Here is an 18,360-nt window from a genome sequence, read left to right as displayed (position 1 = left end):
CGTCTGGTAGGGATGGCTAATTGGAGTCTGAGGTCAAAATGCAAAACCAACAAATCCGTATTCGGTTGAAGGCTTTTGACCATCGCCTGATCGATCAATCAACCCAGGAAATCGTGGAGACCGCGAAACGTACTGGTGCTCAGGTGCGTGGTCCGATTCCGCTGCCAACCCGCAAAGAGCGGTTCACTGTGCTGATTTCTCCGCACGTCAACAAAGACGCGCGTGATCAGTATGAAATCCGAACCCACAAGCGTGTGCTGGACATCGTTCAGCCGACCGATAAGACGGTCGATGCGCTGATGAAGCTCGATCTTGCGGCTGGCGTGGAAGTGCAGATCAGCCTCGGCTAAAACGCTCTGTTTTAGTCGTGTAACGCTCTGAAATGGGCGGCCATAGCGGGTGAAAGCCCCGTACACTCAAGAGGTTTTAAAATGACTATTGGTGTAGTCGGTCGTAAGTGCGGCATGACCCGCATCTTCACCGAAGAAGGTGTCTCTATTCCGGTTACGGTCATCGAGATCGAGCCGAATCGCGTCACCCAGTTCAAGAACGAAGAAAGCGATGGCTACCGTGCGGTGCAGGTTACCGTTGGTGAGCGTCGTGCTTCCCGTGTGACCAAAGCGCAGGCCGGTCACTTCGCTAAGGCGAATGTCGCTGCAGGTCGCGCCGTTCTGGAGTTTCGTCTGGAAGACGGCGAATACCAGGCTGGTGACGAAATCAAGGCGGAAATCTTTCAGGCAGGACAGCTGGTGGATGTCACCGGTCAGTCCAGGGGTAAAGGCTTTGCCGGTACCATCAAGCGCTGGAATTTCCGTGGTCAGGACAATACCCACGGTAACTCCGTATCCCACCGCGTCCCGGGATCCATCGGTCAGTGCCAGACTCCTGGTCGTGTATTCAAGGGCAAAAAGATGTCCGGGCACATGGGCGCCGAGCGCGTAACCGTGCAGTCCCTGGAAATCGTGCGTGTCGATGCCGAGCGCAACCTCCTGCTGGTCAAGGGCGCAGTGCCCGGTGCGACCGGTGGCGACGTTCTCGTGCGTCCGGCCGTCAAGGCTCGCGGTTAAGGGGGAGTTCACATGCAATTGAATGTTAATGGCGCTCAGGCCATCGAAGTCTCCGATCGCGCCTTTGGTGGCGAGTTCAACGAGACCCTCGTGCACCAGGCTGTAGTTGCCTACATGGCTGGTGGTCGTCAGGGCAGCAAGCAGCAGAAAAGCCGTTCCGATGTCTCCGGTGGCGGTAAGCGCCCCTGGCGTCAGAAAGGTACCGGTCGCGCGCGTGCCGGTACTACTCGTGGTCCGATCTGGCGTGGCGGTGGCGTTACCTTTGCTGCTCGTCCGCAGAATCATGAGCAAAAGCTCAACAAGAAGATGTATCGCGCGGCTCTGCGCTCCATCCTCAGTGAGTTGGTCCGCTCGGAGCGCCTGGTGGTTGTCGAGGATTTCGCCGTTGATTCGCCGAAAACCAAGCAACTAGCCGGCAAGCTGAACGGCATGGGCCTGAATGACGTGCTCATTGTTTCCGATGCCGTTGATCAGAACCTGTATCTGGCTGCCCGCAACCTGCCGCACGTGGATGTCCGCGATGTGCAGGGCTCGGATCCGGTCAGCCTCATTGCCTACGACAAGGTGCTCATCACCGTGTCGGCTGTGAAGAAATTCGAGGAGCTGCTGGGATGAACCAGGAACGCGTATTCAAAGTTCTGCTTGGTCCGCACGTCTCCGAGAAGGCAACTGTGCTGGCCGATGGCAAGAGCCAATTCGTATTCAAGGTTGCGACTGACGCAACCAAGCTGGAAATCAAGAAGGCTGTTGAAAGCCTGTTCGGCGTGAAGGTTGCTGCCGTCAATACCCTGAATGTTCAGGGCAAGACCAAGCGTACCGCTCGCGGTCTGGGCAAGCGCAACGACTGGAAGAAGGCGTACATCGCTCTTCAGCCGGGCCAGGATCTCGATTTCGCCAGCAGTGCTGAGTAAGGGAGGGGGTGCATCATGGCAATCGTTAAATGCAAGCCGACTTCCGCGGGCCGCCGTTTTGTGGTCAAGGTGGTCAATCAGGAGCTTCACAAAGGCGCTCCTTACGCACCGCTGGTCGAGAAGAAGTCGAAAACCGGTGGCCGTAACAACAACGGTCGCATCACCACTCGTCACGTCGGTGGTGGTCATAAGCAGCACTATCGTCTGGTCGATTTCCGCCGCAACAAGGATGGCATTCCTGCCATCGTCGAGCGTGTCGAATATGACCCGAACCGTACTGCTCACATTGCGTTGCTGAAGTATGCCGATGGCGAGCGTCGCTACATCATTGCGCCGAAAGGTGTCGCTGCTGGCGATCAGCTGGTTTCCGGTGTCAATGCGCCGATCAAGGCTGGCAACAGCCTGCCGCTGCGTAATATCCCGGTTGGTTCGACCGTTCACGGTATCGAACTCAAGCCAGGTAAGGGGGCGCAGATCGCTCGCTCCGCTGGTGCTTCGGCTCAGCTGGTCGCTCGCGAAGGCTCCTACGTGACGCTTCGCCTGCGTTCCGGTGAGATGCGCAAGGTGCTGGCCGAGTGTCGTGCAACCCTGGGCGAGGTCTCCAACTCGGAGCACAGCCTGCGCTCTCTGGGCAAGGCCGGTGCCAAGCGCTGGCGTGGTGTGCGTCCGACCGTTCGTGGTGTTGCCATGAACCCGGTAGATCACCCGCACGGTGGTGGTGAAGGTCGTACCTCCGGTGGTCGTCATCCGGTGTCGCCATGGGGCTTCCCGACCAAGGGCGCGAAGACCCGCTCCAACAAGCGCACCGATAACATGATCGTCCGTCGTCGCAAGTAACTAGAGGGATACGACAGTGCCGCGTTCTCTGAAAAAAGGTCCTTTTATCGATCTTCACCTATTGAAGAAGGTCGAGGCGGCGGTGGAAAAGAACGATCGCAAGCCGGTGAAAACCTGGTCGCGTCGTTCGATGATCCTGCCGCAGATGGTCGGTTTGACCATTGCTGTACACAACGGTCGCCAGCACGTCCCGGTCCTCGTGAGCGAAGACATGGTCGGCCACAAGCTCGGCGAGTTCGCTGCTACCCGGACCTACCGTGGTCACGTAGCGGACAAGAAAGGCAAGCGCTAAGGGGTAAGGAAAGATGGAAGTAGCCGCTAAGTTGTCGGGCGCTCGCATCTCCGCCCAGAAAGCCCGCCTGGTCGCCGACCAGATCCGCGGGAAGAAGGTGGGCGATGCGCTCAACCTGCTGGCTTTCAGCAGTAAGAAAGCCGCGGAAATCATGAAGAAAGTGCTCGAGTCGGCCGTTGCTAACGCCGAGCACAACGAGGGCGCTGATGTGGACGACCTGAAGGTCTCCACCGTCTTCGTCAACGAAGGGCGTTCGCTTAAGCGAATCATGCCGCGGGCCAAAGGCCGCGCTGATCGCATCGTCAAGCGGTCTTGCCATATCACTGTCAAGGTTGCGGACAAGTAACGGAGTCGATCAGATGGGTCAGAAAGTACATCCCACTGGCATTCGCCTGGGAATCGTCAAGGAGCACACCTCCGTCTGGTATGCAGACGGCCGTACCTACGCCGATTATCTGCTTGCAGATCTGAACGTGCGTGAGTACCTCCAAGACAAACTAAAAAGCGCGTCCGTAAGCCGTATCGATATTCATCGTCCGGCTCAAACCGCACGCATCACCATCCACACCGCTCGCCCTGGCATCGTCATCGGCAAGAAGGGAGAGGATGTTGAGAAGCTGCGTCAGGACCTGACCAAGCAAATGGGTGTGCCGGTGCACATCAACATCGAGGAAATCCGCAAGCCGGAACTCGATGCCATGCTGGTTGCACAGAGCGTTGCTCAGCAGCTGGAGCGTCGTGTGATGTTCCGTCGCGCCATGAAGCGTGCGGTGCAGAACGCCATCCGCATTGGTGCCAAGGGCATCAAGATCCAGGTGAGCGGTCGTCTTGGCGGTGCCGAGATTGCCCGTACCGAATGGTATCGCGAAGGTCGTGTGCCGCTGCACACCCTGCGTGCGGATATCGACTACGCCACCTACGAAGCGCACACCACCTACGGTGTGATCGGTGTCAAGGTCTGGATCTTCAAGGGTGAGGTCATCGGTGGCCGCCATGAAGAGCTCAAGCCGCAGGCGCCCGCTCCTCGTAAAAAAGCTGCCAAATAAGGAGTACGCCAAATGTTGCAACCAAAGCGTACAAAATTCCGCAAGCAGATGACCGGCCACAACCGTGGTCTGGCGCAGCGCGGTAGCAAAGTGAGCTTCGGCGAGTTCGCGCTGAAGTCCGTATCCCGTGGTCGCTTGACTGCGCGCCAGATCGAGGCAGCGCGTCGTGCGCTTACTCGTCACGTTAAGCGTGGCGGCAAGATCTGGATTCGCGTGTTCCCCGACAAGCCTGTTACCAAGAAGCCTCTGGAAGTCCGGATGGGTAAAGGTAAGGGTGGCGTCGAGTACTGGGTAGCCCAGATTCAGCCGGGCAAGGTGCTCTACGAGATCGAGGGTGTTTCCGAAGAGCTGGCGCGTGAGGCTTTCGCCCTGGCTGCTGCAAAGCTGCCGCTCGCCACCTCCTTTGTTAAGCGGACGGTGATGTGATGAAAGCGAATGAACTTCGTGAAAAATCCGCTCAGCAGCTGAACGAGCAACTGCTCGAGCTGCTGCGCGACCAGTTCAATCTGCGTATGCAGAAGGCGACTGGCCAGTTGGGGCAGTCTCACCTGCTCTCGCAAGTCAAGCGCGACATCGCTCGTGTCAAGACTGTGCTCAACCAGCAGGCAGGTAAGTGATCATGGCTGAAGCTCAGAAAACCGTCCGTACGCTGACCGGTCGCGTCGTCAGCGACAAAATGGACAAGACCATCACCGTTCTGATCGAGCGTCGCGTCAAGCACCCGATCTACGGTAAATATGTGAAGCGTTCGACCAAGCTGCACGCTCACGATGAAAGCAATCAGTGCCGCATCGGCGACAAGGTCACCATTCGTGAGACCCGCCCGATGGCCAAGACCAAGTCCTGGACGCTGGTTGACGTCGTCGAACGCGCCGTCGAAGTCTAAGGGCTAGGGGTCGGAGAAATTATATGATTCAGACTCAATCCATGCTCGATGTGGCTGACAACAGCGGTGCCCGCCGTGTCATGTGCATCAAGGTGCTCGGCGGCTCCCATCGTCGTTACGCCGGTATCGGCGACATCATCAAGGTCACGGTCAAGGAAGCGATTCCACGTGGCAAGGTGAAAAAGGGTCAGGTGATGACTGCTGTCGTGGTTCGCACCCGTCACGGTGTGCGTCGTCCCGATGGCTCGATCATCCGCTTCGATGGCAATGCTGCGGTCCTGCTGAACAACAAGCAGGAGCCGATCGGCACCCGTATCTTTGGGCCGGTGACTCGTGAGCTTCGTTCGGAGAAGTTCATGAAGATCGTCTCGCTTGCCCCTGAAGTGCTGTAAGGAGTAGCCGCATGCAAAAGATTCGTCGCAACGACGAGATCATCGTCATCGCCGGCAAAGACAAGGGCAAGCGCGGTAAGGTGCTCAAGGTTCTCGCCGACGACCGTCTGGTCGTCGGCGGTGTCAACCTGGTCAAGCGCCACACCAAGCCGAACCCCATGGCCGGCATCCAGGGCGGTATCGTCGAGAAGGAGGCGCCTCTGCACGCCTCTAACGTCGCCATCTTCAATGCTGAAACCGACAAGGCTGATCGCGTTGGTTTCAAGGTTGAGGACGGCAAGAAAATTCGTGTCTTCAAGTCGACCCAAAAGCCGGTTGATGCTTGAGACTGCTAGGTAGATAACCATGGCACGACTAAAAGAAGTTTATCGGAAGGAAATCGCGCCGAAGCTGAAGGAAGAACTGAAGCTTGCGAACGTGATGGAAGTTCCGCGTATCACCAAGATCACCCTGAACATGGGTCTTGGCGAGGCTATCGGTGACAAAAAGATCATCGAGAACGCTGTTGCCGATCTTGAAAAGATCACCGGTCAGAAGTGCGTCGTGACGCACGCACGCAAGTCCATCGCAGGTTTCAAGGTCCGTGAGGGCTGGCCGATCGGCGTTAAAGTGACTCTGCGTCGCGAGCGTATGTACGAATTCCTGGATCGCCTCCTTTCCATCTCCCTGCCGCGTGTGCGTGACTTCCGCGGCCTGAATGCCAAGTCCTTTGATGGTCGTGGCAACTACAGCATGGGTGTGAAAGAGCAGATCATCTTCCCGGAAATCGATTACGACAAGATCGATGCTCTGCGTGGTCTGGATATCACCCTGACCACTACTGCCCGCTCGGACGAAGAGGGCCGTGCGCTGTTGCGCGCGTTCAACTTCCCGTTCCGCAATTGATCGGAGTAGGACATGGCTAAGCAAAGCATGAAGAACCGCGAGCTGAAGCGTCAGCGTCTGGTCGCCAAGTTCGCTCAGAAGCGTGCCGCTCTCAAAGCGGTGATCGCTAACCCGAACTCCACTCCGGAAGAGCGCTGGAACGCCCAGGTCGCACTGCAGAAGCAGCCTCGCGACGCGAGTGCATCGCGTCTGCGTAACCGCTGCCGCCTGACTGGTCGTCCGCACGGCGTCTACCGCAAGTTCGGTCTGTCGCGCAATATGCTGCGCCAGGCTGCTATGCGTGGTGACGTACCGGGGCTGGTGAAGGCCAGCTGGTAAGTGGCTGGCCGGCTCGTTCCGGCCTGTCCAGTAGTCGATCAAGCCCCTTCTGGGGCTTGATTCATTTCTGAGCAGTCTCTAGAATGCCCGGCTCGCCTGAGCCTCGCATTTTGCGTGAGTGCTCTGCGAAGCGAGCCGTCAGGCTTATTTTTTTGTTTTAGGAGCTAAGAGCCCATGAGTATGCAGGACCCGTTAGCGGACATGCTAACTCGTATCCGTAATGCCCAGATGGCCGAAAAGTCCGTCGTAAGCATGCCGTCTTCCAAACTGAAGGTGGCTGTAGCCAATGTTCTTCAGGGCGAAGGCTATATCGCAGGATACCAAGTCAGCAGCGATGTTAAGCCGCAGCTGACCATCGAGCTTAAGTATTTCGAAGGCCGCCCGGTCATCGAGGAGCTCAAGCGTGTAAGCCGTCCTGGCCTTCGCCAGTACAAGTCCGTCGATCAGCTGCCGAAAGTGCGTGGTGGTCTGGGTGTATCGATCGTTTCCACCAATAAAGGTGTGATGACTGATCGTGCTGCCCGCGCTGCCGGTGTTGGTGGCGAAGTGCTCTGCACCGTGTTCTAAGGGGGATAAAGCATGTCTCGTGTTGCTAAAAACCCCGTCAAGGTGCCCGCTGGTGTAGAGATCAAGCTCGCCGGTCAGCAGTTGTCGGTCAAGGGTGCCAAGGGCGCTCTGGATCTGAATGTCCACCCTTCTGTTGAGGTGCTGCAGGAGTCCGGGGAGCTGCGCTTTGCAGCCCGTAACGGCGATCAGCAGACTCGCGCCATGGCCGGCACCACGCGTGCTCTGGTCAATAACATGGTGATCGGCGTCAGTCAGGGCTTCGAGCGTAAGCTTCAGCTGGTCGGTGTCGGTTACAAGGCGCAGGCGAAAGGCCAGGTGCTCTCTTTGGCTCTTGGTTTCTCTCATCCGATCGATTATGAGCTTCCGCAGGGCGTAACCGCTGAGACTCCCAGCCAGACCGATATTCTGATCAAGGGTATCGACAAGCAGCTGGTCGGTCAGGTGGCTGCCGAAATTCGCGACTTCCGTCGTCCTGAGCCGTACAAGGGCAAGGGCGTACGTTACGCGGATGAGGTTGTCCGTCGTAAAGAAGCTAAGAAGAAGTAGGGCATAGCAAATGAGCGTAAAGAAAGAAACTCGTCTGCGTCGTGCTCGCAAGGCACGTCTGAAGATGCGCGAGCTGGAAACCGTACGCCTTTGCGTGTACCGGTCTTCCCAGCACATCTACGCCCAGGTCCTCTCGGCCGACGGCGGCAAGGTCCTGGCCAGCGCTTCGACCTTGGACAAGGAGTTGCGCGACGGTGCCACTGGCAACGTCGAGGCGGCCAAGAAAGTTGGTCAGCTGGTCGCGGAGCGTGCGAAGGCCGCAGGCGTCACTCAGGTGGCGTTCGACCGTTCTGGCTTCAAGTACCACGGTCGTGTGAAGGCACTGGCTGATGCTGCTCGTGAAGGCGGGCTGGAGTTCTAAGTTATGGCGAATAACGAGCAAAAGCGCGACGAAGGCTACATTGAGAAGCTGGTTCAGGTTAACCGCGTCGCTAAAACCGTAAAGGGTGGTCGAATCTTCACCTTTACCGCGTTGACCGTAGTAGGTGATGGCAAGGGTCGCGTTGGTTTCGGTCGTGGCAAGTCCCGCGAAGTCCCCGCCGCCATCCAGAAGGCCATGGAAGCTGCCCGTCGCAACATGATTCAGGTCGAGTTGAACGGGACTACCCTGCAGTATCCGGCCAAGGCCGTGCATGGCGCCTCGCGCGTCTACATGCAGCCTGCTTCCGAGGGTACCGGCGTGATCGCTGGCGGCGCGATGCGCGCACTGCTGGAAGTTGCCGGTGTCCAGAACGTTCTGGCCAAGTGCTATGGCTCGACCAATCCGGTCAACGTGGTTCATGCCACGTTCAAGGGTTTGAAGGCTATGCAGTCGCCTGAGTCTGTTGCTGCCAAGCGTGGCAAGAGCGTCGAGGAGATTCTCTAACCATGGCTAACACCGTCAAAGTCACGCTGGTCAAGAGCGTGAACGGCCGTCTGGCTAATCACAAGGCATGCGTCAAGGGTCTCGGCCTGCGTCGCATTGGTCATACCGTCGAGGTCCAGGATACGCCTGAGAATCGCGGCATGATCAACAAGGCCTATTACCTTCTCCGCGTGGAGGGTTAATCATGCAACTGAACGATCTGCGTTCCGCGCCGGGTGCCCGTCGCGAAAAGCTGCGTCCGGGCCGTGGTATCGGCAGCGGGCTCGGCAAAACCGGTGGCCGTGGCCACAAGGGTCAGACCTCTCGCTCCGGTGGCTCGATTGCCCCTGGCTTCGAGGGTGGTCAGCAGCCGCTGCATCGTCGTCTGCCGAAGTTCGGCTTTGTCTCGCTCAAGGCTATGGATCGCGCTGAGGTGCGTACCGCCGAGCTGGCCAAGGTCGAGGGTGACGTCGTTACTCTCCAGAGCCTTAAGGATGCCAACGTCATCAACCAAAACGTGCAGCGTGTGAAAGTCATGCTGTCCGGTGAGGTTGGGCGTGCGCTGACCTTGAAGGGCATCGCAGCCACCAAGGGTGCGCGTGCGGCGATTGAAGCAGCTGGCGGTAAGTTCGAGGACTAAATGGCTAAGCAAGGTGCTCTCTCCGCGCTGGCAAATGGCGGGTTGTCTGAACTCTGGGCTCGTTTGCGCTTCCTGTTCCTGGCGATTGTTGTCTACAGGATTGGGGCGCATATTCCGGTTCCGGGGATCAATCCGGATAGGCTCGCCGAGTTGTTCCGCCAGAACGAGGGGACCATTCTTAGTCTGTTCAACATGTTCTCCGGCGGTGCGCTGGAGCGGATGAGCATCTTCGCGCTGGGGATCATGCCGTACATTTCGGCATCGATCATCATGCAGCTGATGACTGCCGTCAGCCCGCAGCTGGAGCAGTTGAAGAAAGAGGGCGAGGCCGGTCGTCGCAAGATCAGCCAATACACTCGTTACGGTACGCTGGCGCTCGCCATCGTCCAGGCTGTCGGTATGTCCGTTGGCCTGGCGGGGCAGGGCGTCGCATTCAGTAGCGACTTTGGCTTCTACTTCGTGGCCGTGACGACCTTCGTCGCGGGTGCCATGTTCATGATGTGGTTGGGTGAGCAGATCACCGAGCGCGGCATCGGTAATGGCATCTCGATGTTGATCTTCGCGGGGATCGTTGCCGGTATTCCGGGTGCGCTTGGCCAGTCCTTCGAGTCTGCGCGGCAGGGTGATATCAATATCATCGCGCTGCTCGCTGTGGGCTTGCTGGCGGTTGCGATCATCGGCTTCGTCGTCTTCATCGAGCGGGGGCAGCGTCGCATCGCGGTGCATTACGCCAAGCGTCAGCAGGGGCGTAAGGTCTTCGCAGCGCAGACCAGCCATCTGCCGTTGAAGGTGAACATGGCCGGTGTAATTCCTGCGATCTTCGCCAGCAGTATTTTGCTCTTTCCGGCGTCCTTGGGGCAGTGGTTCGGGCAGTCCGAGAATATGGGCTGGCTCGCTGATTTGTCGCAAGCGATTGCGCCCGGTCAGCCGCTCAATATCCTGCTGTTCAGTGCCGGTATCATTTTCTTCTGCTATTTCTACACGGCGTTGATGTTCAACCCGAAGGACGTAGCGGAGAACCTTAAGAAGTCCGGTGCGTTTATCCCGGGGATTCGTCCGGGCGAGCAATCGGCGCGCTACATCGATGGCGTGTTGACTCGGCTCACCCTGTTCGGCGCCCTGTACATGACGGCTGTCTGTCTGCTGCCTCAGTTTCTCGTGGTCGCAGCCAACGTGCCGTTCTACCTTGGCGGGACCTCGTTGCTGATCGTGGTGGTGGTTGTCATGGACTTCATGGCCCAGGTGCAATCTCACCTCATGTCGCACCAGTACGATTCCCTGATGAAGAAAGCCAACCTGAAGGGCTACGGCGGCGGCATGCTCCGCTGAAGTGGTTCGTAAGGTTCGAGGAGTTGGTTGATGAAAGTTCGTGCATCGGTCAAAAAGCTGTGCCGTAACTGCAAGGTCATCCGTCGCGACGGCGTCGTGCGAGTGATTTGCAGCGCAGAGCCCCGTCACAAGCAGCGCCAAGGCTGAGTGTGAAGGTGTGACGCCCGGCAGCTAGTGCGCTGCCGGGTTGAATATTTGTTTCTACAGCGATAATATCTCGCGCCCTTTTCTTGGCTTCCGGGGCGTGGGTAGCTGTCAATTGGAGTTTCACTGAATGGCCCGTATTGCAGGCGTCAACATTCCGGATAACAAGCACACTGTTATCTCGCTGACCTACATCTACGGTGTTGGTCGCACCCAGGCGCAGAACATCTGCGCTGCCACCGGCGTCAATCCGGCGGCAAAGATCAAAGATCTCTCCGACGAGCAGATCGAGCAGCTGCGTGGCGAAGTCGCGAAGCTCACCACTGAAGGTGACCTGCGTCGCGAAGTCAACATGAAAATCAAGCGTCTGATGGACCTGGGCTGCTACCGCGGTCTGCGTCATCGCCGTGGGCTGCCGGTCCGCGGTCAGCGCACCAAGACCAACGCGCGCACCCGTAAGGGCCCGCGTAAGCCGATCCGCAAGTAATTGCGCCCGCGAATCGACAGGAATTAAGTCATGGCTAAGCCTGCTGCTCGTACTCGTAAGAAAGTCAAAAAGACAGTGGTCGATGGGATTGCCCATATCCACGCGTCTTTCAATAACACTATCGTGACCATCACTGATCGTCAGGGTAATGCGCTGTCCTGGGCTACCTCCGGTGGCTCCGGCTTCCGTGGTTCCCGTAAGAGCACTCCGTTCGCCGCCCAGGTGGCTGCCGAGCGTGCCGGTCAGGCTGCTCTGGAATACGGCCTGAAGAACCTCGACGTGAACGTCAAGGGTCCAGGTCCGGGTCGCGAATCCGCCGTGCGTGCTCTGAACGCCTGCGGTTACAAGATCGCAAGCATTACCGATGTGACGCCGATCCCGCACAACGGTTGCCGTCCGCCGAAGAAGCGCCGCGTGTAATTCAGGAGACAGTGAAGAATGGCTCGTTATATTGGTCCCAAGTGCAAACTGTCTCGTCGTGAAGGTACAGACCTTTTCCTGAAGAGCGGTGCGCGTGCCCTCGAATCCAAGTGCAACATCGAGACCCCGCCTGGCGTACATGGTCAGCGTCGTGGCCGTCTGTCGGATTACGGCACCCAGCTGCGTGAGAAGCAGAAAGTTCGCCGTATCTACGGTGTGCTCGAGCGTCAGTTCAGTGGTTACTACAAGGAAGCTGCCCGTCGTAAGGGCGCGACCGGTGAGAACCTGCTGCAACTGCTCGAGTGCCGTCTGGACAACGTCGTCTATCGCATGGGCTTTGGTTCGACTCGTGCCGAGTCGCGTCAGCTCGTTTCGCACAAGTCCATTACCGTAAACGGCAAGACCGTCAACATCCCTTCGTTCCAGGTCAAGGCCGGTGACGTGGTGGCTGTTCGTGAGAAGTGCCGCAACCAGCTGCGTATCGCTCAGGCGCTCGAGCTGTGCGCTCAGCGTGGCCGCGTCGAGTGGGTGGAAGTGGATGCCGACAAGAAGAGCGGTGTTTTCAAGAATGTTCCGGCCCGCAGCGATCTGTCCGCCGACATTAACGAAAACCTCATTGTCGAGCTCTACTCCAAGTAAGGGCTAGAAAATAGGTGTATCCATGCAGAGTTCGGTAAATGAGTTCCTGACCCCCCGCCATATCGATGTGCAGGTGGTCAGTCCGACCCGCGCCAAGATCACTCTCGAGCCCCTCGAGCGTGGTTTTGGCCACACCCTGGGCAACGCGCTGCGTCGTATCCTGTTGTCCTCCATGCCTGGCTGCGCGGTAGTCGAGGCGGAGATCGACGGTGTGCTCCACGAGTACAGCGCGATCGAGGGCGTGCAGGAAGACGTCATCGAGATCCTGCTCAACCTCAAAGGTATCGCCATCAAGCTGCACGGCCGTGATGAAGTGACCTTGAGCCTGGTGAAGAAGGGCCCGGGCGCTGTGACCGCTGCCGATATCCAGCTGGATCACGATGTCGAAATCGTCAATGGCGATCACCTGATCGCCAACCTGGCGGCTAACGGCTCGATCAACATGAAGCTCAAGGTCGTCCGCGGCCGTGGTTATGAGCCGGCTGACGCACGTCAGAGCGATGAGGACGAAAGCCGTAGCATCGGCCGTCTGCAGCTCGATGCGACCTTCAGTCCGGTGCGTCGCGTGGCTTATGTGGTCGAGAACGCGCGCGTCGAGCAGCGCACCAACCTGGACAAGCTGGTCATTGACCTGGAAACCAACGGCACGCTGGATCCCGAAGAGGCGATCCGTCGTGCGGCGACCATCCTGCAGCAGCAGCTGGCTGCGTTCGTCGACCTGAAGGGCGACAGCGAGCCGGTGGTTGTTGAGCAGGAAGACGAGATCGATCCGATCCTGTTGCGTCCGGTTGACGACCTGGAACTGACCGTACGTTCGGCCAACTGCCTGAAGGCGGAGAACATCTACTACATCGGTGACCTGATTCAGCGCACCGAAGTAGAGCTGTTGAAAACGCCGAACCTGGGCAAGAAGTCCCTGACCGAGATCAAGGACGTTCTGGCTTCGCGTGGTTTGTCTCTCGGTATGCGCCTGGACAACTGGCCGCCGGCAAGTCTCAAGAAGGACGATAAGGCCACTGCCTGATCGTCCCCAGTAACCGAACTGAACGTTTGGTAAGGAATTTCAATCATGCGTCATCGTAAAAGTGGCCGTCACCTGAGCCGCACCAGCGCCCACCGCAAGGCCATGTTCCAGAACATGGCGGTGTCGCTGTTCGAGCACGAACTGATCAAGACCACCCTGCCGAAAGCCAAGGAACTGCGCCGCGTTGCTGAGCCGCTGATCACCCTGGCCAAGGAAGACAGCGTCGCCAACCGTCGTCTGGCTTTCGATCGCACTCGTTCGAAGGCTGCTGTAGGCAAGCTGTTCAACGATCTGGGCAAGCGTTACGCCACCCGTCAGGGCGGCTATCTGCGTATCCTCAAGTGCGGGTTCCGCGCTGGCGACAACGCTCCGATGGCTTACGTCGAACTGGTTGACCGTCCGGTCGCCGGTGAGGTTGAAGCCGCCGAGTAACGCTTCGGCGTTATCAGAAAAACCGAGTCCTTGGACTCGGTTTTTTTATGCTTGAAAGATTTGCTCTATCGAACGCGTTGACCGTCATCATTAGTCGACGTTTCGCTGGTTCCCTATGATGGATCTTAACCAGCCGGTGCCATACCGCTTCTGGATGTTTGAAATCCGCCAAGGAGATGCAGCCATGACCGATAAACCCAAATTAACGACCGTTGCCGGTGCCCCTGTATGGGATAACCAGAATTCGCTTACCGCCGGGCGCCGCGGGCCAATGCTTCTGCAGGATGTCTGGTTCCTCGAAAAGCTCGCTCACTTCGATCGCGAAGTGATTCCCGAGCGGCGAATGCACGCCAAGGGCTCGGGTGCCTTCGGCGAGTTCGTCGTGACTCACGACATTACTCGCTACACCAAGGCGGCAATCTTCTCGGAGGTTGGTAAGCGCACACCGTTGTTTGCCCGGTTCTCCACTGTGGCCGGTGAGCGTGGCGCGGCTGATGCCGAGCGGGATATCCGCGGTTACGCGCTGAAGTTCTACACCGAGCAGGGCAACTGGGACATGGTGGGCAACAACACCCCGGTGTTTTTCTTCCGCGATCCGCTGAAATTCCCCGACCTCAACCATGCGGTCAAGCGTGACCCGCGCACCAACATGCGCAGTGCGAACAATAACTGGGATTTCTGGACGGGCCTGCCCGAGGCACTGCATCAGATCACATACGTCATGGGCGATCGCGGTATTCCGGCGTCCTATCGGCACATGCACGGCTTCGGTTCGCACACCTACAGCTTCATCAGCGCCGACAATCAGCGCTACTGGGTCAAGTTCCACTTCAAGACCCAGCAGGGCATCAAGAATCTGACCGACGCCGAGGCTGCGGCAATTGTCGCCAATGATCGCGAAAGTTCGCAGCGTGATCTGTTCGAGGCGATCGAGCGGGGCGAATATCCGCGCTGGACCATGTACGTGCAGATCATGCCGGAAGCCGAAGCTGTGTCTTATCGGTTCCATCCGTTCGATCTGACCAAGGTCTGGTCGAAGAAGGACTATCCGCTGATCGAGGTCGGCTACTACGAGCTCAACCGCAATCCGGACAACTATTTCCAGGACGTCGAGCAGGCGGCATTCACTCCGGCCAATGTGGTGCCCGGCATCAGTTTCTCGCCGGATCGCATGCTGCAGGGCCGCCTGTTCTCCTACGGTGATGCGCAGCGTTACCGACTGGGCGTCAACCATCACCAGATTCCGGTTAATGCGCCGCGCTGCCCCGTGCACAGTTATCACCGGGATGGCGCGATGCGGGTAGATGGCAACCACGGTGGCCGCCTGCACTACGAGCCCAACACCTACGGCGAATGGCAGCAGCAACCGGACTTCAGCGAGCCGCCACTGGCGCTCGGCGGGGCAGCCGATCGCTACGACTACCGTGCGGACGACGCCGATTACTTCACGCAGCCGGGTGATCTGTTCCGACTGATGAAGGCCGACGAGCAGCAGCGTCTGTTCGATAACACCGCCCGGGCGATGCAGGGCGTGGAGCGGCATATCAAGCTGCGCCACATCAAGCACTGCTACCTGGCCGATCCGGCCTATGGTGCGGGTATCGCCAAGGCCGTTGACCTGCCGCTGGCGGAGGCGCTGGCCTAAGACGCTGAGGAACAAAAAAAGCCCGCAGCGTGCTGCGGGCTTTTTTATGCGCCGAGCCGCGTTATCGGGTGCGTGCCCGATCGCGCTCCAGTAGCGGTTTGAGGAAGTGTCCGGTATGCGACTGCGGCATCGCCGCGACATCCTTCGGAGTGCCGTTGGCGATGATCTGCCCGCCCTTGGAGCCGCCTTCGGGGCCGAGGTCGACCAGCCAGTCCGCAGTCTTGATCACGTCCAGGTTGTGCTCGATGACGACCACGGTATTGCCATGATCGCGCAGACGGTGCAGCACATCGAGCAGCTGCTGGATGTCGGCGAAATGCAGGCCGGTGGTCGGCTCGTCGAGAATGTAGAGGGTCTTACCGGTATCGCGCTTGGATAGCTCGCGTGACAGCTTGACCCGCTGCGCCTCGCCGCCGGACAACGTTGTCGCGCTCTGGCCGAGCTTGATGTACGACAGGCCGACATCGATCAGCGTCTGCAGCTTGCGCGCCACCGCCGGTACCGCATCGAAGAACTCGCGCGCTTCCTCGATGGTCATGTCGAGCACCTCGGTGATGCTCTTGCCCTTGTACTTCACCTCCAGGGTTTCGCGGTTGTAGCGCTTGCCCTTGCAGACATCGCATGGCACGTAGATGTCGGGCAGGAAATGCATCTCCACCTTGATCACGCCGTCGCCCTGGCAGGCTTCGCAGCGTCCGCCCTTGACGTTGAAGGAAAAACGGCCAGGACCGTAGCCGCGTGCGCGGGCCTCCGGCACGCCGGCAAACAGTTCACGGATCGGCGTGAACAGGCCGGTGTAGGTCGCAGGATTGGAGCGCGGCGTGCGGCCGATCGGGCTCTGGTCGATATCGACGACCTTGTCCAGGTGCTGCAGGCCATCGAAGCTGTCGTAGGGGGCGACTTCCAGTGTGGTTGCGCCATTCAGCGCGCTGGCGGCGATCGGAAAGAGCGTGTTGTTGATCAGTGTCGATTTGCCGGAACCGGAAACACCGGTAATGCAGGTCAGCAGGCCGACCGGAATCTCCAGGTCGACCCCCTGCAGGTTGTTGCCTCGCGCGCCCTTGAGCTTGAGCAGGCGCTTGGCGTCGCGTGGCGTACGCTCAGCGGGGTAGCGGATGTGTTCGCGGCCGGAGAGATACTTGCCGGTCAACGAATCCGGATGGTTCATCACCTCGGCTGGCGTGCCCTGGGCGACGACCCTTCCGCCGTGAACGCCGGCTCCGGGGCCGATGTCGACGACGTAGTCGGCGAGTCGAATGGCATCCTCATCGTGTTCGACGACGATGACCGTGTTGCCAAGGTTTCGCAGATGGGTGAGCGTGCCGAGCAGGCGTTCGTTGTCGCGCTGGTGCAGCCCGATGGACGGTTCGTCGAGAATGTACATCACGCCTACCAGGCCGGCGCCGATCTGGCTGGCCAGGCGGATGCGCTGGGCTTCACCGCCGGACAGCGTGTCGGCGCTACGATCCAGGGTCAGGTAGTCGAGGCCGACATTGACCAGGAATTGCAGGCGCTCGCGTATCTCCTTGAGAATCTTGTCGGCGATTTCGCCGCGGCGCCCACTGAGCGAAAGGGTGCCGAAGTAATCGCACGCGTCGCCGACCGGCAGCGCGGTGACTGCCGGCAGTGTCTTGTCGCCGACCCAGACATGCCTGGCTTCACGGCGCAGCCGCGTGCCCCGGCAGTCTGGACAAGGCTGGGTGCTGAGGTACTTGGCCAGCTCTTCGCGGACCGAGTTGGACTCGGTTTCGCGATAGCGTCGCTCGAGGTTCGGCAGGATGCCCTCGAAGGGGTGTGAGCGGCGAACGATGTCGCCCCGGTCGTTCAGGTAGCGGAATTCGACGTTCTCCCGACCGCTGCCGCGTAGCACGACCTTCTGATGTTCGGCCGGCAGCGAGTCGAAGGGCTCGTCCAGGCTGAAGCCATAATGCGAGGCGAGCGAGCCGAGCATCTGGAAGTAATAGACGTTGCGCCTGTCCCAACCACGGATCGCGCCTTCGGCCAGCGTCAGCTCGCCGTTGACCAGACGCTTGGCGTCGAAGAACTGCTTGACGCCCAAACCATCACAGGTCGGGCAGGCGCCGGCCGGGTTGTTGAAGGAGAACAGCTTGGGCTCGAGCTCGCTGATCGAGTGACCACAGATCGGGCAGGCGAAGCGGGCGGAGAAGATCAGGTCTTCGGCGCCATCGTCTTCCATCGAGGCGACCAGGGCGATGCCGTCGGCCAGCTTCAACGCCGTCTCGAAGGATTCGGCCAGGCGCTGCTGCAGGTCGGCGCGCACCTTGAAGCGATCGACCACGACCTCGATGGTGTGCTTCTTCTGCTTGTCGAGCTTGGGCAGTTCGTCCAGTTCATGGAGCTTGCCATTGACCCGCGCCCTTACGAAGCCTTGCGCACGTAGCTCGTCGAATACGGCGAGATGCTCTCCCTTGCGCTCACGGATCACCGGCGCGAGCAGCATCAGCTTGCGTCCCTCCGGCAATGCCAGAACCTGGTCGACCATCTGGCTCACGGTCTGGGCTTCGAGCGGAATGTCATGATCCGGACAGCGTGGCGTGCCCACCCGTGCATAGAGCAAACGCAGGTAATCGTATATCTCGGTGATGGTGCCAACCGTCGAGCGGGGGTTGTGCGAGGTGGACTTTTGCTCGATGGAAATCGCCGGCGACAGCCCTTCGATAGTGTCGACGTCGGGCTTCTCCATCATCGACAGGAACTGACGAGCGTAGGCCGACAGCGATTCGACGTAACGGCGCTGCCCCTCGGCGTAGAGCGTGTCGAAGGCGAGCGATGATTTGCCCGAGCCTGACAGGCCGGTGATCACGATCAGCTTGTCACGCGGCAGGGTCAGGTCGATGTTCTTCAGGTTGTGGGTGCGCGCCCCACGAATCAGGATCTTGTCCAAAACAGCCTCGCATGGCGGGCGAAAGCCCGAAAGTATAAGGCCGAGACGAAAGGCGCGGCAAAGCGCGCGCCTGTGACGAGTCGGGGATGGCTGCTAGAATCGCC

General features: G+C 59.2%; 30 protein-coding genes. 29 read left to right on the top strand and 1 reads right to left on the bottom strand.

The genetic code is table 11. From position 1 onward, the window contains the following. Positions 1-38: 38 nt before the first annotated feature. From rpsJ to CL52_RS17270, 29 genes are all read left to right on the top strand, one after another. Complete coding sequence (gene rpsJ, locus CL52_RS17405) at positions 39-350, top strand: 30S ribosomal protein S10 (protein ID WP_003103876.1); 312 nt, start codon at positions 39-41, stop codon at positions 348-350. Positions 351-431: 81 nt separating this feature from the next. Then, complete coding sequence (gene rplC / locus CL52_RS17400) at positions 432-1,067, top strand: 50S ribosomal protein L3 (RefSeq protein WP_043222060.1); 636 nt, start codon at positions 432-434, stop codon at positions 1,065-1,067. A gap of 12 nt (positions 1,068-1,079) precedes the next feature. Next, on the top strand, positions 1,080-1,682 hold the full coding sequence (gene rplD / locus CL52_RS17395) for a 50S ribosomal protein L4 (protein WP_041110233.1): 603 nt from the start codon (positions 1,080-1,082) through the stop codon (positions 1,680-1,682). Next, complete coding sequence (gene rplW / locus CL52_RS17390; RefSeq protein WP_041110234.1) at positions 1,679-1,978, top strand: 50S ribosomal protein L23; 300 nt, start codon at positions 1,679-1,681, stop codon at positions 1,976-1,978. The genes rplD and rplW overlap by 4 nt, the downstream gene beginning before the upstream one ends. Before the next feature lie 15 nt (positions 1,979-1,993). Continuing rightward, positions 1,994-2,815, top strand: coding sequence for a 50S ribosomal protein L2 (gene rplB, locus CL52_RS17385; RefSeq protein ID WP_041110235.1), 822 nt, complete (start codon positions 1,994-1,996; stop codon positions 2,813-2,815). 16 nt (positions 2,816-2,831) lie between these two features. Next, positions 2,832-3,107 carry a 30S ribosomal protein S19 gene (gene rpsS / locus CL52_RS17380; RefSeq protein WP_003293029.1) on the top strand — a complete coding sequence of 92 codons (276 nt, stop codon included), beginning with the start codon at positions 2,832-2,834 and terminating at the stop codon, positions 3,105-3,107. Between the two features lie 13 nt (positions 3,108-3,120). After that, the gene (gene rplV / locus CL52_RS17375; RefSeq protein ID WP_003304070.1) at positions 3,121-3,453 is read left to right on the top strand and encodes a 50S ribosomal protein L22; all 333 of its coding nucleotides are present in this window, start codon (positions 3,121-3,123) and stop codon (positions 3,451-3,453) included. A 13-nt stretch (positions 3,454-3,466) separates the two neighbouring features. After that, positions 3,467-4,153 (top strand): 30S ribosomal protein S3, encoded by a 687-nt coding sequence (rpsC, locus tag CL52_RS17370; protein WP_041110236.1) that lies wholly within the window; start codon positions 3,467-3,469, stop codon positions 4,151-4,153. Positions 4,154-4,165: 12 nt separating this feature from the next. After that, the gene (gene rplP / locus CL52_RS17365; RefSeq protein ID WP_041110237.1) at positions 4,166-4,579 is read left to right on the top strand and encodes a 50S ribosomal protein L16; all 414 of its coding nucleotides are present in this window, start codon (positions 4,166-4,168) and stop codon (positions 4,577-4,579) included. Continuing rightward, positions 4,579-4,770, top strand: a complete 192-nt coding sequence (rpmC, locus tag CL52_RS17360) for a 50S ribosomal protein L29 (RefSeq protein ID WP_003289209.1) — start codon at positions 4,579-4,581, stop codon at positions 4,768-4,770. The genes rplP and rpmC overlap by 1 nt, the downstream gene beginning before the upstream one ends. A gap of 2 nt (positions 4,771-4,772) precedes the next feature. Next, positions 4,773-5,039 carry a 30S ribosomal protein S17 gene (gene rpsQ / locus CL52_RS17355; protein WP_041110275.1) on the top strand — a complete coding sequence of 89 codons (267 nt, stop codon included), beginning with the start codon at positions 4,773-4,775 and terminating at the stop codon, positions 5,037-5,039. Between the two features lie 23 nt (positions 5,040-5,062). Then, positions 5,063-5,431: a 50S ribosomal protein L14 gene (rplN, locus tag CL52_RS17350; protein WP_003289207.1), complete on the top strand. Its 369-nt coding sequence runs from the start codon at positions 5,063-5,065 to the stop codon at positions 5,429-5,431. A gap of 11 nt (positions 5,432-5,442) precedes the next feature. After that, positions 5,443-5,757: a 50S ribosomal protein L24 gene (rplX, locus tag CL52_RS17345; RefSeq protein WP_043222056.1), complete on the top strand. Its 315-nt coding sequence runs from the start codon at positions 5,443-5,445 to the stop codon at positions 5,755-5,757. Between the two features lie 19 nt (positions 5,758-5,776). After that, a complete protein-coding gene (gene rplE, locus CL52_RS17340; RefSeq protein WP_041110239.1) occupies positions 5,777-6,316 on the top strand; it encodes a 50S ribosomal protein L5 in 540 nt (179 codons plus the stop codon). Positions 6,317-6,328: 12 nt separating this feature from the next. Beyond that, the gene (gene rpsN, locus CL52_RS17335) at positions 6,329-6,634 is read left to right on the top strand and encodes a 30S ribosomal protein S14 (RefSeq protein WP_041110240.1); all 306 of its coding nucleotides are present in this window, start codon (positions 6,329-6,331) and stop codon (positions 6,632-6,634) included. 174 nt (positions 6,635-6,808) lie between these two features. Beyond that, complete coding sequence (gene rpsH, locus CL52_RS17330; RefSeq protein ID WP_041110241.1) at positions 6,809-7,201, top strand: 30S ribosomal protein S8; 393 nt, start codon at positions 6,809-6,811, stop codon at positions 7,199-7,201. A gap of 12 nt (positions 7,202-7,213) precedes the next feature. Beyond that, a complete protein-coding gene (gene rplF / locus CL52_RS17325) occupies positions 7,214-7,747 on the top strand; it encodes a 50S ribosomal protein L6 (protein ID WP_043222053.1) in 534 nt (177 codons plus the stop codon). Between the two features lie 10 nt (positions 7,748-7,757). Next, positions 7,758-8,108, top strand: a complete 351-nt coding sequence (gene rplR / locus CL52_RS17320) for a 50S ribosomal protein L18 (protein WP_037043286.1) — start codon at positions 7,758-7,760, stop codon at positions 8,106-8,108. A 3-nt stretch (positions 8,109-8,111) separates the two neighbouring features. Then, a complete protein-coding gene (gene rpsE, locus CL52_RS17315) occupies positions 8,112-8,612 on the top strand; it encodes a 30S ribosomal protein S5 (protein ID WP_041110243.1) in 501 nt (166 codons plus the stop codon). 2 nt (positions 8,613-8,614) lie between these two features. Beyond that, positions 8,615-8,794 (top strand): 50S ribosomal protein L30, encoded by a 180-nt coding sequence (gene rpmD / locus CL52_RS17310; RefSeq protein WP_041110244.1) that lies wholly within the window; start codon positions 8,615-8,617, stop codon positions 8,792-8,794. Between the two features lie 2 nt (positions 8,795-8,796). After that, positions 8,797-9,231: a 50S ribosomal protein L15 gene (rplO, locus tag CL52_RS17305; RefSeq protein WP_041110245.1), complete on the top strand. Its 435-nt coding sequence runs from the start codon at positions 8,797-8,799 to the stop codon at positions 9,229-9,231. Next, positions 9,232-10,560, top strand: coding sequence for a preprotein translocase subunit SecY (gene secY / locus CL52_RS17300; RefSeq protein ID WP_041110246.1), 1,329 nt, complete (start codon positions 9,232-9,234; stop codon positions 10,558-10,560). Between the two features lie 30 nt (positions 10,561-10,590). Beyond that, positions 10,591-10,707 carry a 50S ribosomal protein L36 gene (gene rpmJ, locus CL52_RS20885; RefSeq protein ID WP_043217073.1) on the top strand — a complete coding sequence of 39 codons (117 nt, stop codon included), beginning with the start codon at positions 10,591-10,593 and terminating at the stop codon, positions 10,705-10,707. A gap of 127 nt (positions 10,708-10,834) precedes the next feature. After that, on the top strand, positions 10,835-11,191 hold the full coding sequence (rpsM, locus tag CL52_RS17295) for a 30S ribosomal protein S13 (RefSeq protein ID WP_041110247.1): 357 nt from the start codon (positions 10,835-10,837) through the stop codon (positions 11,189-11,191). A 30-nt stretch (positions 11,192-11,221) separates the two neighbouring features. Then, positions 11,222-11,611, top strand: coding sequence for a 30S ribosomal protein S11 (gene rpsK, locus CL52_RS17290; RefSeq protein WP_021702690.1), 390 nt, complete (start codon positions 11,222-11,224; stop codon positions 11,609-11,611). Positions 11,612-11,629: 18 nt separating this feature from the next. After that, positions 11,630-12,250 carry a 30S ribosomal protein S4 gene (gene rpsD, locus CL52_RS17285; RefSeq protein ID WP_041110248.1) on the top strand — a complete coding sequence of 207 codons (621 nt, stop codon included), beginning with the start codon at positions 11,630-11,632 and terminating at the stop codon, positions 12,248-12,250. A gap of 22 nt (positions 12,251-12,272) precedes the next feature. Next, a complete protein-coding gene (locus tag CL52_RS17280) occupies positions 12,273-13,274 on the top strand; it encodes a DNA-directed RNA polymerase subunit alpha (RefSeq protein ID WP_041110249.1) in 1,002 nt (333 codons plus the stop codon). Between the two features lie 45 nt (positions 13,275-13,319). Then, positions 13,320-13,706: a 50S ribosomal protein L17 gene (gene rplQ / locus CL52_RS17275; protein ID WP_003289185.1), complete on the top strand. Its 387-nt coding sequence runs from the start codon at positions 13,320-13,322 to the stop codon at positions 13,704-13,706. A gap of 184 nt (positions 13,707-13,890) precedes the next feature. Next, complete coding sequence (locus CL52_RS17270) at positions 13,891-15,351, top strand: catalase (RefSeq protein WP_043222050.1); 1,461 nt, start codon at positions 13,891-13,893, stop codon at positions 15,349-15,351. Positions 15,352-15,412: 61 nt separating this feature from the next. On the opposite strand, the gene uvrA is transcribed toward CL52_RS17270, so the two are convergent. Continuing rightward, on the bottom strand, positions 15,413-18,256 hold the full coding sequence (uvrA, locus tag CL52_RS17265) for an excinuclease ABC subunit UvrA (protein ID WP_043222049.1): 2,844 nt from the start codon (positions 18,254-18,256) through the stop codon (positions 15,413-15,415). Between the last annotated feature and the right edge of the window lie 104 nt (positions 18,257-18,360).

It is taken from the genome of Stutzerimonas balearica DSM 6083, assembly GCF_000818015.1.
In the GTDB taxonomy this organism is placed as follows: domain Bacteria; phylum Pseudomonadota; class Gammaproteobacteria; order Pseudomonadales; family Pseudomonadaceae; genus Stutzerimonas; species Stutzerimonas balearica.
This window is presented reverse-complemented; position numbering and strand designations above follow the sequence as displayed.

Excerpts from the sequence above, each read along its gene's own strand:
- rpsJ (WP_003103876.1), top strand. The coding sequence starts at position 39 with ATGCAAAACCAACAAATCCGTATTCGGTTGAAGGCTTTTGACCATCGC.
- rplC (WP_043222060.1), top strand. The coding sequence starts at position 432 with ATGACTATTGGTGTAGTCGGTCGTAAGTGCGGCATGACCCGCATCTTC.
- rplD (WP_041110233.1), top strand. The coding sequence starts at position 1,080 with ATGCAATTGAATGTTAATGGCGCTCAGGCCATCGAAGTCTCCGATCGC.
- rplW (WP_041110234.1), top strand. The coding sequence starts at position 1,679 with ATGAACCAGGAACGCGTATTCAAAGTTCTGCTTGGTCCGCACGTCTCC.
- rplB (WP_041110235.1), top strand. The coding sequence starts at position 1,994 with ATGGCAATCGTTAAATGCAAGCCGACTTCCGCGGGCCGCCGTTTTGTG.
- rplV (WP_003304070.1), top strand. The coding sequence starts at position 3,121 with ATGGAAGTAGCCGCTAAGTTGTCGGGCGCTCGCATCTCCGCCCAGAAA.
- rpsC (WP_041110236.1), top strand. The coding sequence starts at position 3,467 with ATGGGTCAGAAAGTACATCCCACTGGCATTCGCCTGGGAATCGTCAAG.
- rplP (WP_041110237.1), top strand. The coding sequence starts at position 4,166 with ATGTTGCAACCAAAGCGTACAAAATTCCGCAAGCAGATGACCGGCCAC.
- rpmC (WP_003289209.1), top strand. The coding sequence starts at position 4,579 with ATGAAAGCGAATGAACTTCGTGAAAAATCCGCTCAGCAGCTGAACGAG.
- rpsQ (WP_041110275.1), top strand. The coding sequence starts at position 4,773 with ATGGCTGAAGCTCAGAAAACCGTCCGTACGCTGACCGGTCGCGTCGTC.
- rplN (WP_003289207.1), top strand. The coding sequence starts at position 5,063 with ATGATTCAGACTCAATCCATGCTCGATGTGGCTGACAACAGCGGTGCC.
- rplX (WP_043222056.1), top strand. The coding sequence starts at position 5,443 with ATGCAAAAGATTCGTCGCAACGACGAGATCATCGTCATCGCCGGCAAA.
- rplE (WP_041110239.1), top strand. The coding sequence starts at position 5,777 with ATGGCACGACTAAAAGAAGTTTATCGGAAGGAAATCGCGCCGAAGCTG.
- rpsN (WP_041110240.1), top strand. The coding sequence starts at position 6,329 with ATGGCTAAGCAAAGCATGAAGAACCGCGAGCTGAAGCGTCAGCGTCTG.
- rpsH (WP_041110241.1), top strand. The coding sequence starts at position 6,809 with ATGAGTATGCAGGACCCGTTAGCGGACATGCTAACTCGTATCCGTAAT.
- rplF (WP_043222053.1), top strand. The coding sequence starts at position 7,214 with ATGTCTCGTGTTGCTAAAAACCCCGTCAAGGTGCCCGCTGGTGTAGAG.
- rplR (WP_037043286.1), top strand. The coding sequence starts at position 7,758 with ATGAGCGTAAAGAAAGAAACTCGTCTGCGTCGTGCTCGCAAGGCACGT.
- rpsE (WP_041110243.1), top strand. The coding sequence starts at position 8,112 with ATGGCGAATAACGAGCAAAAGCGCGACGAAGGCTACATTGAGAAGCTG.
- rpmD (WP_041110244.1), top strand. The coding sequence starts at position 8,615 with ATGGCTAACACCGTCAAAGTCACGCTGGTCAAGAGCGTGAACGGCCGT.
- rplO (WP_041110245.1), top strand. The coding sequence starts at position 8,797 with ATGCAACTGAACGATCTGCGTTCCGCGCCGGGTGCCCGTCGCGAAAAG.
- secY (WP_041110246.1), top strand. The coding sequence starts at position 9,232 with ATGGCTAAGCAAGGTGCTCTCTCCGCGCTGGCAAATGGCGGGTTGTCT.
- rpmJ (WP_043217073.1), top strand. The coding sequence starts at position 10,591 with ATGAAAGTTCGTGCATCGGTCAAAAAGCTGTGCCGTAACTGCAAGGTC.
- rpsM (WP_041110247.1), top strand. The coding sequence starts at position 10,835 with ATGGCCCGTATTGCAGGCGTCAACATTCCGGATAACAAGCACACTGTT.
- rpsK (WP_021702690.1), top strand. The coding sequence starts at position 11,222 with ATGGCTAAGCCTGCTGCTCGTACTCGTAAGAAAGTCAAAAAGACAGTG.
- rpsD (WP_041110248.1), top strand. The coding sequence starts at position 11,630 with ATGGCTCGTTATATTGGTCCCAAGTGCAAACTGTCTCGTCGTGAAGGT.
- CL52_RS17280 (WP_041110249.1), top strand. The coding sequence starts at position 12,273 with ATGCAGAGTTCGGTAAATGAGTTCCTGACCCCCCGCCATATCGATGTG.
- rplQ (WP_003289185.1), top strand. The coding sequence starts at position 13,320 with ATGCGTCATCGTAAAAGTGGCCGTCACCTGAGCCGCACCAGCGCCCAC.
- CL52_RS17270 (WP_043222050.1), top strand. The coding sequence starts at position 13,891 with ATGACCGATAAACCCAAATTAACGACCGTTGCCGGTGCCCCTGTATGG.